The sequence below is a fragment of the Limosilactobacillus portuensis genome (assembly GCF_014838735.1).
GTDB classification, from domain to species: domain Bacteria; phylum Bacillota; class Bacilli; order Lactobacillales; family Lactobacillaceae; genus Limosilactobacillus; species Limosilactobacillus portuensis.
Genome location: NZ_JABUXQ010000012.1, coordinates 1 through 12,433 on the forward strand (window position 1 = coordinate 1; position 12,433 = coordinate 12,433).

Here is a 12,433-nt window from a genome sequence, read left to right on the forward strand (position 1 = left end):
GATTTCTGATAATCATGAAGTAATTTAAGCTTTTCAATAGTTGAATAACTTACAATGCAAAACACCCCCTAGGATTCACACTTTTATTATTTAAAGTGTCAACCCTAAGGGGTATTGTACGGATGACAAAGCAAATCGAAAAATCTTGTTTACAAATAAATGGAATATGATAAACTAGACAAGAAACCGATGATTGAGGAGTAGTAATAAGGTGTGGTTGATTAGCGATCCTGTGATGGTGGAAGTCAGGAAGCCTAACCTTACGAAAGCGTGCCTCATAGGTAAAACTTAATAAATGAGTGGAATTCTAATTCAATTAGAGTGGTACCGCGGGTAAATCTCGTCTCTAGTAAATCCTTGTTATTTACTAGAGACTTTTTGTATAGGAGGAATTAATTTATGGATGAAAAGTTACAAGTAGCGAATGCTCTAGCTGTTGCATTGCCAGATTTAGAGTTAAACAAAATTGAAGAAAAGATTGAACGGCCAAAAGATTCAAGCAATGGTGATTACGCCTTTCCAACATTCTTCTTAGCTAAGAGCCTACATAAAGCTCCACAAATGATTGCTAGTGAATTAATTGAAATGATTGACCAAACTGGTTTTGATAAGGTTGTTGTAGCTGGTCCATACATTAACTTTTTCCTTGATAAAGCCAATGTTGGTGCTGGCGTGTTAGAGACCATTTTAAATGATCCAGAACACTATGGTGAAAGTGATCTTGGTCACAAAGCTAATGTAACAATCGATTATTCATCACCTAATATTGCTAAGCCAATGGGGATGGGGCACCTTCGTTCGACTATGATCGGTGAAGCAATTGCCCGGATTCTTGAAAAGGTTAACTACAACTTAATTCGGATTGACTACCTTGGTGATTGGGGAACTCAATTCGGTAAGATGATGGCTGCCTACAAAATGTGGGGCGATAGTCAAGAAGTTCAAGACGGCCTGAAGAGTGATCCGATTAATACGCTGCTTCAACTTTACGTTCGGATTAACACTGAAGCAGATGAACATCCAGAATATACTGATGCAGGTCGGGAATGGTTTGCTAAGCTAGAACACGGTGATGAAGAAGCTTGGCGTCTCTGGCACTGGTTCCGGGAAATCTCTTTGGAACGGTTCCAACGGGTTTACGACATGTTAGATGTCAAGTTTGATTCATTTAATGGTGAAGCATTCTCAGCACAAAAGATGGAAGAACCAATTCAACTCCTTCGTGATAAGGGATTGTTAAAGAAGAGCCGTGGTGCCGAGATTGTTGATCTTGAACAATTCAACTTGCCACCATTGCTGATTATTAAGAGTAACGGAACTACCACCTACATTACCCGTGATTTAGCCACTGCTTTATTCCGGAAGCGGATGTATGGTCATGCTAAGTCCCTTTACGTTGTCGGTGCTGAACAAGAAGTTTACTTTAAGCAATTGCGGATGGCATTAAAGGAACTTGGCTTTAACTGGTGGGATCAAATTGAACATATTTCCTTTGGCTTAATGAACTTAAATGGTCAAAAGATGTCAACGCGGAAGGGAAATGTTGTTTCTCTTGAAGATGTTCTTAACGATTCCGTTGATCTTGCCCGGAAGCAAATCGCAGAAAAGAACCCTGATCTAAAGAATGCTGACGAGGTTGCAAAGCAAGTTGGTATCGGGGCCGTAATTTTCCACGATTTGAAGAATTACCGGCGAAATGCAGTTAACTTTAAGCTTGAAGATGTTGTTAAGTTTGAAGGAGAAACTGGTCCTTACGTTCAATACGCACGGGCACGGGCTGAGAGTATTTTGCGGAAGGGCGGCATTCGTGACTTTAGCGATGTTGACTTAACTCAAGTTGGTGATGGTGCTTGGGAATTAATTAGCTTCTTGGGTCAATATGGTGAGGCTGTCAAGCGGGCCGCACTTAACTATGATCCATCAGTAGTTGCAAAGTATGCATTGGAACTTGCTAAGAAGTTTAATCAATACTATGCTCATAATCGGATCCTGAATGATGATCCACAACAACCAGCACGGTTAGCGTTGACTCAAGCTGTTAGTCATGTTTTAAAGTCCGCATTGGCTCTTCTTGATGTTAAGGCTCCAGACGAAATGTAAGAGAAAAATTTCTAACTAAAAGGAAATCGAGAATATCTCGGCTTCCTTTTATTATTTTAAATTTTAGTTATGCTGATCGAAAATTGACTATGGAAAAATTCTCCTATGGTAAAATGATTGAGACTTAATGTTACTAAATATGGGGATTAATAAATGAGAAGAGAACCAGAAAGAAAGCCACCTTTTCGGGAACGGATGCTTGCCTGGCTAAAACAGCTTTGGCAACGGGTAAAAGAGGTTGTTAATGAACTTTGGCAACAGTTTACTCGTTGGTTAAAGCAGTTTTGGCATCGGTATCAACTGACACGATGGCTAATTGCAATTTTTTTAGGATTATTTTTGGTAACTAGTACTTACCTGACATTTGTTGCCAAGACAGCAGATGTTAAGAACTTGGAACATCGTTTACAGCGGCCAACAATGATCTATGATCATGATAATCAGTCTGCTGGAAGTTTATATTCGCAAAAAGGGACATATGTACCACTTAGTAAGATTTCAGCAAATGTTCCGGCAGCGGTAATTTCGACTGAAGACCGGAACTTCTACCATGAACACGGCTTTTCAGTTAAGGGGCTTGGACGTGCCGGCTTTTTGCTGGTTAAGAATAAGTTGCTACACCGTGACTATATTTCTGGCGGGGGAAGTACCTTGACTCAACAGTTAGTTAAGAATGCCTTTTTAACCCAACAGCAAACATTTTCACGGAAGGCACGAGAAATTTTTATCGCGGTAGAAGTTGAAAATCAATACAGTAAAAAGCAAATTCTGACAATGTATCTCAATAACGCCTATTTTGGTAATGGGGTCTGGGGAGTTCAGGATGCTGCCAAAAGGTATTTTGATTGTAAGGCAGCTGAATTAACTGTTCCTCAGGCTGCAACGTTGGCAGGAATGTTAACATCACCAGGAATTTATGATCCGGTTACTCATCCAGACGCAACTAGGCAACGTCGTAACTTAGTCCTCCAGCTAATGGTTGAAAATCATCAATTAAGTCAAACTGCCGCTGATCAATATAAAAAGGTGCCGTTAGAAGTTACTAACGGGTATGTTGCACCGGATACTTATCGTTATCCATACTATTTTGATGCCGTAATTTCTGAGGCAATTAATAAATACCACCTTTCGGAAAAGGAAATCATGAATAATGGTTATAAAATTTACACGACCTTGGATCAGGATCAGCAACGCTCAATGCAGCAAACTTACGAAGACGATGATAACTTCCCTAGTAATTCAGTTGATGGGACTAAGGTGCAGTCAGCTTCAGTTGCGATGAATCCGAAAACGGGTGGTGTTACCGCAATTGTTGGTGGTCGGGGGAAACATGTTTTCCGGGGCTTTAATCGGGGAACGCAGATGCGTCGGCAACCAGGCTCAACGATTAAACCACTGGTTGTTTATGCTCCAGCCTTAGAACATGGTTATTTCTATGACTCCACGCTACAGGATAAGAAACAATCGTATGGGACCAACGACTATACACCAAAAAACTATGATGATACTTATGCTGGAAGTGTTCCGATGTATAAGGCAGTCTATGAAAGTCTAAATGCACCAGCAGTATGGTTATTGAATAAGATTGGGGTTAATACTGGGTATAAGATGGCCCAGAAATTTGGCTTGCCAGTGGAAAAGGGAGATAAGAATCTTGCCCTTGCTTTAGGTGGAATGACTAAGGGCGTTTCTCCTGAACAGATTGCTCGTGCTTATGCTACCTTTGCTAATGAAGGAAAGATGCCTGATACCCACTACATTACAAAGATTAAGGATGCTTCTGGAAAGACGATTGTTACCGCCAAGACGGCTAAACCTAAACGAGTCGTCACTGCCAATACTGCTAAAAATATGACGAGTATGCTGATCGGTGTCTTTGAACACGGTACTGGTCAATCTGCTCGGCCTGCTGGTTACACGTTAGCCGGAAAAACAGGAACAACGGAATCAGCGGTTAAAAGCGATAATGCTGATGATCGTGATAAGTGGATTGTTGGTTATACTCCTGATGTGGTGGTTGCTACTTGGGAAGGTTACGATGATACTAATTCATCCCATGCCTTGCAGGATATTTCAATGAAAAATGTTAATAGCCTTTATAAAGCTGAGATGAGCGGAATCTTGAAGAATACGCCAAATACGAAATTTAACGTTCAAGATGCCCAAACCCGAGCAACCGCAAATAGCGGGAAGAGTAATAAGGGCTGGGGCTCATTGCTGAAAAATGGTGGTGACCTGATGAACCGGTTTAATCAATCGGTAAATGACTTTGGTAATCGTGCTGGTCAGTTATGGAATAATGTTCGCTCTTTATTCTGAAAGAATGATGATTAACTGATAGTATGATACAATCGAATTGTTGAATAAATGAAAAGAGGTTACAAAAAATGGTTAATATTTACGACACCGCTAATGAACTTAGTAATCAATTAAAAGAAACCCAAGAATATCAAGGATTAAAGAAGGCTTTTGATAGTTTGAAGGCCCAAAAGGATACTTTTGAAACTTTTAAGAAGTTCCAACAAATGCAGGCTGATGCTCAACAAAAGCAAATGACTGGTCAGAAGCTTACTCAAGACGAAATTAATGCAATTCAGACCGTTGCTAAGGAAATGAGCTCAAAGCCCGAAGTACAAACCTTAATGAACCAAGAACGTGCCGTTGATAACATGCTTCAACAACTTAACCGGACAATTACTAGTCCTATTCAAGATATCTACAAGGATGTTATGCCACAAGGTCCACAACCAACTGACAAGTAACTGTTAATTTAGTTATAAAGATGATGACGGGAAGAAGAATGATGACAGTCGTGTCTGAGTGCTCTTCCCGTTTTTCCATTCAAAGGGTGAAAAAATGAAGTTTATTCATACTGCAGATTTACATTTAGATAGCCCGTTTCGGGGATTAGATGAGATGCCAACACAAATTTGGCAACGGGTTCACCAATCAACATTTACGGCATTTGAACGAATTGTTGATGCTGCAATTAATCAGCAAGTTGATTTTGTCTTAATTGTTGGGGATATTTATGATCGTGACCATCATAGTGCTGAAGCGGAAGATTTCTTTATCCGTCAATGTCAACGGTTAGCAAAACAACAGATTCCTGTTTATCTGAGTTATGGTAATCACGACTATCAGCCAGTAACGGAACAATTAGATTCATTGCCGAACAATGTTCATGTATTTGGTAACCAGGTTGAAACAAAAACATTAACGCTTGCCGATGACCAGACAGTAGCAATTACAGGATTTAGTTACGGTAAACGTTGGTTAGTTGAAGATCAGGTTAGAGAATTTCCTGAAAAAGGGACAGTTGATTGGCAGATCGGAATGCTTCATGGCGCCATCTCACAAAATAACCCCGATCAAGATCACTACGCGCCCTTCACACTTCCTGAACTGCTACAGAAAAAATATGATTATTGGGCGTTAGGACATATTCATAAGCACCAGGTTCTGAACGAGAAACCGCTAGTTGTTTATCCGGGTAATCCGCAGGGACGCCATAAAAACGAGGATGGTCACCATGGCTATTATCTTGTTCAAAGTGATTCTGATAAGTTAACGGCAGAGTTTAAGCCAGTTGCACCAATTGAGTGGTGTGAAATTGATGTTCAATTAAAAAACGATCAAACGATTGATTCATTAATTGAAATGCTTCTTCGTAAAGGAGAGGCAGAAGATGGGTTTAAGATGATTGCGTTTAATGTCCATTTGACTGATCAGGACAATGTTTTAACCAAAAAATTGCTAGCTAATGGGACAATTTTGGAGCGACTTCAGGAAAATTTAAGTGAAAAGGGCAATTATCAATGGTGGCCATATCAGCTTAATCTCTTAAAAGATGCTACCTTACCGAAAATGACCGATTTAGACCAGGAATATTGGGACCAGTCTGCTAAGGATGTCTTTAGCCAAGCTGTCGTTATTGATTTAGCTGAAAAGTTGGCTAAGTATGGTTTTATTGCGGATCAACTTGCCGATCCTTCCCTGGTTGAACAATTACGTTATGAGGCAAGTCAGAAATTAGGTGAGGGGGATCACGATGAAAATTAAACAGGTTCACATTGACGGCTTTGGAAAATGGCATGATCAGGATTTTAGCTTTTCTAATAATCCGGTACTAATTTATGGGGCCAATGAAGCTGGAAAGACCACTTTGGCTGCGTTTATTCTGAGCATTCTTTTTGGATTTGCGGATGGTCGAGGAAAAAATAAATACCAGCAATATATCCCTAAAGATGGTTCGGGTTATGGTGGCTCCCTAACAGTAATTGCTGATCAACACCAGTATGTTATTAAGCGTGTAAAAGGAAAAAATGGTGGGAAGGTCACAATTACCAATGAAAAGGGGAAAAGGGAAAAGCAGGATTTCCTTACTAAATTGCTTGGCCCCTTAGATCGTGAACTTTATCAAACCATCTACAGCTTTAACCAAAATAATATTCTAAATGATGAATTGGATCGGAAACAATTAGAACAGCATTTACAGCGATTAGGAGCGGTTGGCAGTCAGGAATGGCTCCAACAAATTGCTCACTTAGAAAAAGCAGCAGATTCCCTATATAAACCTCGTGGGCGGAAGTTAAGTTTAAATCGTCATTTGAAGGAATATGATGAACTTCGTGAACGGGTTAATCAAGCCCAATCGCAGAGTAGTGATTACCACCGTTTAGTTGAGGAACAAGTTGAAAAACAATCCGAGTTAGAACAGCTAAAGCAGGAACAGCCAAAACTCAAACATCAGGTTGAAAAAGAAGAACGACTGCAACGATTATGGCCAATTTACGAACAGTGGCAAAAACATCAAAGGGAACCCCTTACAGAGCGGTTAACGGATGATGAGATTATTAAGATTCAAGAACTGCAAAGTAGGGAACGGGAACTTAATACTCAATTAAAGTCATTTAACCAACAGCAGCTTGAACAACAAGCAATCGTCAAAAAACTGAGTGATCCTGAAGTAAATGATTATCGATTACGCAAAGCACATTATCAGCAATTAAAAGATCAGTTGTTGGCCTTACAAATTCAGAAAAATAGTCAAACAGTTAATCAGCAGGAACAATGGCATACCGAACTTAAGCAGCTAGCAGAACGTTACGGAAGTGTTAATTTACCAGAGCCACTTTCTGAACGAGCAGTGAGCGAACTGGAGGGACTGCTTAGGGCTAGCTCTCAAACTAACAATAGCCAAAATCTATTTATTCCTGGAATTGGAATTGTCCTTTTCATATTGGGATTGATTCTTCGCCAGCCCCTGGTTTGGATTTGTGGAATTATTGCTCTTGGTGGTGCAGGGGTATTATGGTTTAAACAGCAACAACGCGAAAAACAGTTGACTGAGGAACAAAACTCCGCGCTTCAATCATTTGGGAAGCAACATAATTTAACGGCTTTTCCAACAAGTAAATGGTTAATGATGCAGGGGGATCTTCATCGTTATCATGATTTAAGAGCTCAATTAGAGCAAGCAGATAAGCGCAAAACTAGTTTTGAACACCAGCTAGAATTAATTAAGCAACAATTACCGGTTAGCTTAACAGCTGATTCTCTCAATGAATTAATTAATAGTTATCAGCGATGGCTTGTTGAGATGCAGGATCAGGTACAACAATTGGATAGTGTAGAGCAGGAGTTAACCCGAATTCAAAGACGGAATGATCAATTAACGCAACGGTTGACCGAGTATCGTCAAGCTAAGGAGACCGAATATAAGTCGCTTGGAATTAAAAATGATAATGAGTTCAAACAACTTCTGGCACAAAAAGTAGCTGACCAAACTAGGAAGGTCACGGTTTCAGCTTATGGTCAGCAACTAACGACTAGTGATCGTCAACAGTTAGCTCACTACGATAGCAAGCATTCACTTGATGCTAAGGTTTCCCTTGTCCATCAGAACTTAGCAGCTAATGAACAAAAACAAACGGAGCTTGAAACGGTATTGGCCCAAATCAATGTCCAAATTAATGTCTTAGTACAGGATGGCTCATTTAGTGAATTAAACCAGAAATTAACAAATCTGCAGACAGTAATTTGGAATGAAACTAAGCAATGGCTAAGTAGTCAACTTGCTATTCGGTGGATTAATGGGGCGTTAAAATTAGCATCTCAAGATCGTTACCCCAAGATCCTTCAACAAGCAGAAAAATTCTTTGCAATTTTAACTGCTGATCATTATCAGAAAATTATCGTCGATGATAGCGGAATTAGTGTATTAAATCATGAACAGCAAATTTTCCAGGTTGCTGAATTATCGCTTGGAACAGCAGAACAATTATTTATCTCTCTCCGCTTGGGATTTATTACCGTAATTAGTGATCAAATTAAGTTGCCGGTTATGGTGGATGATGGTTTTGTTAATTTTGATAATGTTCGTCGGGGACGGATGTTAAAATTATTGAACCAGCTGGCTGAAGAAAATCAGGTGATTTACTTTACTGCTAACGATCAAATCAAGAAGCTGGGGTTACCAGTTGTCGATCTTGATCAGCTAAATAAGAATAAAGTTTGAAAATCGTTTAAACATTCTGGATCAAGGCGTGGGATCACTTTTTGAGTGTGGTATATTAGATTGGTAAGTTTTTGTGAAAATTAAATTTAATTGAGGAAGTGTTTTTGTGAAATCTAAGAAGTTAATTGCTATGATTGCCTGTGCAACGCTGGCCTTGCCATTAGCAGCTTGTGGGAGTAAGGCCGTTGCAACTACTAGTGGAGGAAAGATTACTCAAGAAGAGTACTATAATGAAATGAAAACCACCACTAACGGGAAGCAAGTTCTTCAACAAATGATCTTGGATAAGGTCTTGGAGAAGGAGTACGGGAAGCAAGTTTCTGATAAGCAGGTTAATGCTCAATACAACACGTACAAGAATCAATATGGTTCACAATTTAGTGCGGTGTTGCAACAGCAAGGATTAACTGAGAAAAAGTTAAAGCAACAAATTCGTTCTAATCTTTGCTTGGAAGCTGCGGTACGGAGTTATACTCATATTACCAATGCACAAATTGATAAGCAGTGGAAGAAGTACGAGCCAAAGGTACAAACTGCTGAAATTCTTGTTGGAAGTAAGGACGATGCTCAAGGGATCATTGATCAGTTAAATAACTCAGATCATCCTTACAAGACCTTTAAGAAGTTAGTTAAGTCAAAGTCAACTGACGCATCAACCAAGAATACTGGTGGTAAGGTAGCAGCATTTGATAATACTTCCACTTCGGTTGACTCAGCTTATAAGAAGGCTGCATTTAAGTTGAAGACTGGTGAATATACTACTGAGCCGGTTAAGACAGATGACGGCTATGTTGTGATCTACATGATTGAACACCCGGCAAAGGGAAAGAAGAGTCAACACATTAATGACTTGAAGACACAAATCGTTCAAGAGAAGATGAATGATTCTAAGTTCTTACATAAGGTTGTTTCAAATGTCCTTAAGAAGGGAAACGTTTCAATTAAGGATAACGATCTAAAGAATATTATGGATGACTACTTGAATAGTAATGCAAGCACCACTAAATCAAACAGTGGCTCATCCCTCGCTAATAACTAAAATTATTTTGGCTAAAGTAAAAGGAAGCTCTTGGCATCCGGTTAATCCGAATACGATGAGCTTCCTTTGCTATTCTTTTAGTTTATCAGTAATTTGCTGAATCTTTTCAAGGTGGGGCTGACTCTCAAATTGCCACTGCTTATGAAGACGGTCAACCTCATCAGCGTACTTTTCAAGCCCTTTAGCAGCATCTTTTAATTTTTTGGTACTTGTGGATAGTTGTTTAAGTGAGCGGAGAAGAAACTTAATATTCGTTAAGTCTTCTTGAAAATGATTAGTTATTGGTGTTATCAAATTGTCGCTTAATTGATTCTTGAATTTCTTTGTATTTAGCGTCATTGTATTCACCTGAATTATCCTTAAAAATCATCTTAAAATCGTCTTGATTGGAGTAACGAGGAATTAAGTGAATGTGTGAGTGGAAAACAGATTGGTAGGCAACTTTACCGTTATTATTCAAGACATTTAGGCCCTTAATTTTCGGGTTTGATGCCTTAACTGCTCGTGCAATTTTCGGCAGGCGAGAGAATACAGCAGCAGCTAATTCTTCGTCATATGCGAAGAGATCTGGGACATGCTTCTTGGGAATGACCAAGGTATGCCCAGGTGTTCCTTGAGAAATATCAAGGAACGCTTTTACTACGTCATCTTCGTATACCGTATAACTAGGGATTTCACCCTTTACTATTTTACAGAAAATACAGTCATCCATTGGTGATCGCTCCTTTGAAAAAATTTATTGTTATTATAAGTATACCAAAAGTGTTCTGAAAAAGAGCTGTCAATAAGTGACCTATGATATAATCAACGCTAGATAAGTCAATAAAAAGAGGGAAAATAATGGCACTTGAAATAAAAAATTTGATTGGGGGATATTCCCGAATCCCGGTATTAAAAGGAATTAGTTTTCAGGTTAAGTCTGGCGAGTTGGTCGGTTTAATTGGCCTTAATGGTGCCGGTAAATCAACGACAATTAATCATGTCATTGGATTACTAAGACCATTTTCAGGCGAAATTGCCTTAAACGGGGTTAATATTCAACGGGATCCCGTCGACTATAAAAAACAAATTGCCTATGTCCCAGAAACGCCAATCTTGTACGATGAACTAACTCTTCGGGAGCATATTGAGCTAACGATTAAGGCATACTCTTTGAATAGCGAAGAGGCATGGACGCGGGCTCGGAAATTATTAAAAACATTCCGGTTGGATAATAAGCTTGACTGGTTCCCAGCAAATTTTTCAAAAGGGATGAAGCAAAAAGTTATGATTTGCTGTGCCCTAATGACTAATGCTAAATTATTAATTGTCGATGAGCCTTTCTATGGCCTTGATCCATTAGCGGTTCATGATTTATTGGAATTGATTGAAGAACGGAAGAAGGCCGGCACTGCAGTTTTGATGTCAACCCACGTTCTCGATACTGCCCAACGCTACTGTGATCGTTTTGTCCTATTAGCTAACGGTAAGGTTCGCGCTCGGGGAACATTAGACGAATTACGGCAAAAAGCGGATAAGCCTGATGAATCACTTGATGATATTTATCTCAGCCTAGCAAGGGATGATCAAAATGAATAATTTATTTAGTCAACGTCGGCAAAGGCATTTTATGGAGTTACTAAAGTATTGGCGGTTGGTATTTAATGATCACTTTGTCATTGCTTTATTCTTCCTCTTTGGTGCACTGGCCTATGGTTATTCCCAGTGGTTGCCACAATTAAATGATCATCTCTGGTGGTCGCGGTGGTTGTTAGTTCTTTGGTTTGTGTTAATTACTCAAGTTGGGCGGCTAGCAACACTGCTTAAACGCCCTGATCCTATCTTTCTTCTTCCCCAGGTAAGATCCATTAGTCGTTATCTAAAACAAGCAACTATTTATAGTATGATTTTGGGCGTGCTCATGGTGCTTACCCTCTCGGTAATTGCACTACCGTTTGCTTTAACGACAGAACGCTTAACAACGTTTGACATTAGTCTAATCTTAATCACCGCGTTGATTACTAAGGTGACGTGGCTTTGGACGGCCAGAAAAGCGATCAGTATTCGCTGGGGAGCACAACGTAGTAGAACGATTGCTGAATATTGGATAAACCCATTAATCGTTTGGCTAGTGACGTGGTTTGTGGGACCTATTTGGGGCCTGCTAGTATCGGCAATCTTGTTAGTTGCAATGACTACTTATTACAGAAACGTTGCGATTGATTGGCGACTGGCCGTTCGCGCAGAACAAGATCGGATGTTTAGTATTTACCGGTTCTTTAACCTCTTTACTGATGTTCCAAGTGTTCAGGGAAGTGTTAAACGACGGAAATGGGCAACTGGTTTAATTAAATTGCTAGAAAATGATAATCATGCTTGGGCATACTTATATGCGCATGGTTTTGTGCGAAATACTGAGGTAAGTGGGTTAGTAACGCGGTTAACGATTGTTGGGATGCTAGTTGTCTTCTTTATCCCGGTCAATTGGCTGAATACCGTTATTGCTCTGCTATTTATCTATCTTGTTGCTACCCAGCTAATGCCATTTTACGAGCAGTACCAGAATAATGTTTTTACTCATATTTATCCGATTGACCATGAAGTTCGGGTTAAGGACTTTCAGCGGTTATTGAATAGGGTAATTATCATTGAAATGCTACTAATAGTGATCGCAAGTATTGGTAGAGATCTTAACTGGCAACGGTTAGGGTTGAACTTGGTTTTAGGGATTGCAGAAAGTTATCTTTTAACTAAATTTTATTTTCAACGTCGAATTAAAAAAATGACAAAGTGAG

The 12,433-nt window shown here is 39.5% G+C and carries 10 protein-coding genes; 8 read left to right on the top strand and 2 right to left on the bottom strand.

From position 1 onward, the window contains the following. Positions 1-399 precede the first annotated feature (399 nt). The 6 genes from argS to HUK49_RS05180 all read left to right on the top strand — a co-directional run bounded on the left by argS (position 400) and on the right by HUK49_RS05180 (position 9,659). On the top strand, positions 400-2,100 hold the full coding sequence (gene argS, locus HUK49_RS05155; RefSeq protein ID WP_191912934.1) for an arginine--tRNA ligase: 1,701 nt from the start codon (positions 400-402) through the stop codon (positions 2,098-2,100). Positions 2,101-2,253: 153 nt separating this feature from the next. After that, positions 2,254-4,419: a PBP1A family penicillin-binding protein gene (locus HUK49_RS05160; protein WP_191912935.1), complete on the top strand. Its 2,166-nt coding sequence runs from the start codon at positions 2,254-2,256 to the stop codon at positions 4,417-4,419. A 68-nt stretch (positions 4,420-4,487) separates the two neighbouring features. Further along, on the top strand, positions 4,488-4,862 hold the full coding sequence (locus tag HUK49_RS05165; protein ID WP_102169130.1) for a YlbF family regulator: 375 nt from the start codon (positions 4,488-4,490) through the stop codon (positions 4,860-4,862). Between the two features lie 94 nt (positions 4,863-4,956). Next, positions 4,957-6,162 (top strand): metallophosphoesterase family protein, encoded by a 1,206-nt coding sequence (locus HUK49_RS05170; protein WP_191912936.1) that lies wholly within the window; start codon positions 4,957-4,959, stop codon positions 6,160-6,162. After that, positions 6,152-8,620 carry an ATP-binding protein gene (locus HUK49_RS05175; protein ID WP_191912937.1) on the top strand — a complete coding sequence of 823 codons (2,469 nt, stop codon included), beginning with the start codon at positions 6,152-6,154 and terminating at the stop codon, positions 8,618-8,620. The genes HUK49_RS05170 and HUK49_RS05175 overlap by 11 nt, the downstream gene beginning before the upstream one ends. Positions 8,621-8,726: 106 nt before the next feature. Next, complete coding sequence (locus HUK49_RS05180; RefSeq protein ID WP_191912938.1) at positions 8,727-9,659, top strand: peptidylprolyl isomerase; 933 nt, start codon at positions 8,727-8,729, stop codon at positions 9,657-9,659. Between the two features lie 69 nt (positions 9,660-9,728). Here HUK49_RS05180 and HUK49_RS05185 read toward each other — a convergent pair whose 3' ends face one another. Together HUK49_RS05185 and HUK49_RS05190 are read right to left on the bottom strand one after the other, a co-directional pair. Further along, complete coding sequence (locus HUK49_RS05185) at positions 9,729-9,953, bottom strand: hypothetical protein (protein WP_191912939.1); 225 nt, start codon at positions 9,951-9,953, stop codon at positions 9,729-9,731. Continuing rightward, positions 9,934-10,371, bottom strand: a complete 438-nt coding sequence (locus tag HUK49_RS05190; RefSeq protein WP_191912940.1) for an HIT family protein — start codon at positions 10,369-10,371, stop codon at positions 9,934-9,936. The genes HUK49_RS05185 and HUK49_RS05190 overlap by 20 nt, the downstream gene beginning before the upstream one ends. A gap of 128 nt (positions 10,372-10,499) precedes the next feature. Between HUK49_RS05190 and HUK49_RS05195 the strand changes: the two genes are divergently transcribed. Together HUK49_RS05195 and HUK49_RS05200 are read left to right on the top strand one after the other, a co-directional pair. Beyond that, positions 10,500-11,237 carry an ABC transporter ATP-binding protein gene (locus tag HUK49_RS05195; RefSeq protein WP_191912941.1) on the top strand — a complete coding sequence of 246 codons (738 nt, stop codon included), beginning with the start codon at positions 10,500-10,502 and terminating at the stop codon, positions 11,235-11,237. Then, positions 11,230-12,432: an ABC transporter permease gene (locus tag HUK49_RS05200; protein ID WP_102169137.1), complete on the top strand. Its 1,203-nt coding sequence runs from the start codon at positions 11,230-11,232 to the stop codon at positions 12,430-12,432. Before HUK49_RS05195 ends, HUK49_RS05200 begins: the two co-directional genes overlap by 8 nt. The last annotated feature ends 1 nt before the right edge of the window (position 12,433 follow it).

Coding starts and splice junctions, on each gene's coding strand:
- argS (WP_191912934.1), top strand. CDS start 400: ATGGATGAAAAGTTACAAGTAGCGAATGCTCTAGCTGTTGCATTGCCA.
- HUK49_RS05160 (WP_191912935.1), top strand. CDS start 2,254: ATGAGAAGAGAACCAGAAAGAAAGCCACCTTTTCGGGAACGGATGCTT.
- HUK49_RS05165 (WP_102169130.1), top strand. CDS start 4,488: ATGGTTAATATTTACGACACCGCTAATGAACTTAGTAATCAATTAAAA.
- HUK49_RS05170 (WP_191912936.1), top strand. CDS start 4,957: ATGAAGTTTATTCATACTGCAGATTTACATTTAGATAGCCCGTTTCGG.
- HUK49_RS05175 (WP_191912937.1), top strand. CDS start 6,152: ATGAAAATTAAACAGGTTCACATTGACGGCTTTGGAAAATGGCATGAT.
- HUK49_RS05190 (WP_191912940.1), bottom strand. CDS start 10,371: ATGGATGACTGTATTTTCTGTAAAATAGTAAAGGGTGAAATCCCTAGT.
- HUK49_RS05195 (WP_191912941.1), top strand. CDS start 10,500: ATGGCACTTGAAATAAAAAATTTGATTGGGGGATATTCCCGAATCCCG.
- HUK49_RS05200 (WP_102169137.1), top strand. CDS start 11,230: ATGAATAATTTATTTAGTCAACGTCGGCAAAGGCATTTTATGGAGTTA.